The sequence below is a fragment of the Nitrosospira sp. Nsp11 genome (assembly GCF_900142705.1).
In the GTDB taxonomy this organism is placed as follows: Bacteria; Pseudomonadota; Gammaproteobacteria; order Burkholderiales; family Nitrosomonadaceae; genus Nitrosospira.
The window spans coordinates 1-1,634 of the sequence record NZ_FRBV01000033.1; the positions used below are offsets into that span (position 1 = coordinate 1).

A 1,634-nucleotide genomic window follows, 5' to 3' on the forward strand; every position below is an offset into this window, starting at 1 on the left:
GCGCAAAAGGTGGTGCAAAACGCTACCTCACAGATGGGCAAGAGCTTTGATTCGGTGAACGGGTCCATCAAAAAAATGCAGGACGTCTTTGCGGGATTTACAGCGATACTGGCAGGCGGAGCGGCTTTCAAAGCCGCTGTAGATCAGTCAGTCAATCTCACCAAGGAATCAATGGCGCTTGGGAAAGCGCTCGGCATCTCCGCGACTGAAGCCTCAGTGCTTAATGTTGCATTGGGCGACACGTACCAGACGAGCGAAAGCTTCATCGACTCAAACGGGAAGATGACCAAGCAGCTGCTGAAGAACGAGGATGCATTCAAGAACCTGGGCGTAGCCACCCGCGACAGCAACGGCAGCTTCCGCAATTCCGTAGACATTCAAATGGACGTGAACAACCGCCTGCTTGAGTTCAAGGAAGGCATCGACCGCAACATGGAAGGCATCAAGATTTACGGCAAGGGCTGGGATGAGGCAGCGCAGACCCTGAAACTCACCAGCGGGGTGATGGCGGCCGCCAAGGAGAAGTCCGACGCGCTTGGCCTATCCATTGGGCAGGAAAACGTCGCCGCCACAACTCGCTACCGCGCGGCCATGAATGACGTGCAGGATGTAGTCACGGCGGTGTTGAAGGCTACCGGCGACGCGCTGCTGCCCATCCTCTCGCAGATGGGCGAGTGGTTTTCGCAGATCGGCCCTGCTGCTGTTGGGATGACCCGGGTGGCGATGGATGTTTTCGGCACGGTCGTGACGGCCATTGGCGCGGTGATCAAGGAATTATGGAATATCGCCAGCACCGTGTTCTCGGCGATCGGTCGCCTCGCGCAAGCCTCATTCGGCGGCGACGGTTTGACGGCGATGCAAGTCTTTACCGGCGCAATGAAAGCGGTGCAGGTTGCCGTTATTGCCATGCGCGTCGGCTTCGAAATCGCCATCGAGGCTATCAAGCTGATCTTGGCCGGCGCGGCCGAGAACATCATGCGTTTCGCCAACGTTGCCGAACGGGCGCTGCATCTTGACTTCGAGGGTGCGAAGGGCGCGTGGCGGCAAGGCGTTACCGACATAGAAGGCATTGTCGCGGCATCGACGGCCCGAATGGTAGCTATAGCCGAGAAGGGCCGGTCGGACATGGATGCGGCCATCTATGGGGATGCGACCAAAGTAACAACCACGCCTATCGAACGTAAATCGTCCGGAGGCACATCCGGCGGGGGCGTGGCGAAGGATAAACCTTCTCGCGTGCCCATGTGGGATGCCGCGCTGGCAGAAGAGAAGGTGTACTACCAGCAAAGCAACAATCTAAAGGAATTCTCACTCGACCAGGAGAAGGCATTCTGGGCCAGCATTCTCGACGCCAACAATGCCAGCCAGAAAGAGAAGATAGACATTTCCCGCAAGATGTCCACGCTGGATCTGGAGATCATGAAAAAGGCGGTCAAAGACAAGATCGCCATGACTTCCCAGACCATCGACGCTACTGAAAAAGCGGCAATGGGCAGTATCGCGCTGGACGAGATTCGCGCGCAGCGGGAAGTCGACGAGGGATACATGAGCAAGCGGCAATTGCTTGATATTCAGCGTAACTATGAAGAGCAGCGTTTCCAGATACAAACTACCGCTCAGCAAGCGCGCATCGA

General features: G+C 56.9%; 1 protein-coding gene. It reads left to right on the forward strand.

Going from position 1 to position 1,634, the window contains the following annotated elements:
• Nucleotides 1-1,634, forward strand: a 1,634-nt coding sequence (locus BUA28_RS16035; RefSeq protein ID WP_178298077.1) for a phage tail tape measure protein, incomplete at both ends; no start/stop codon positions are given.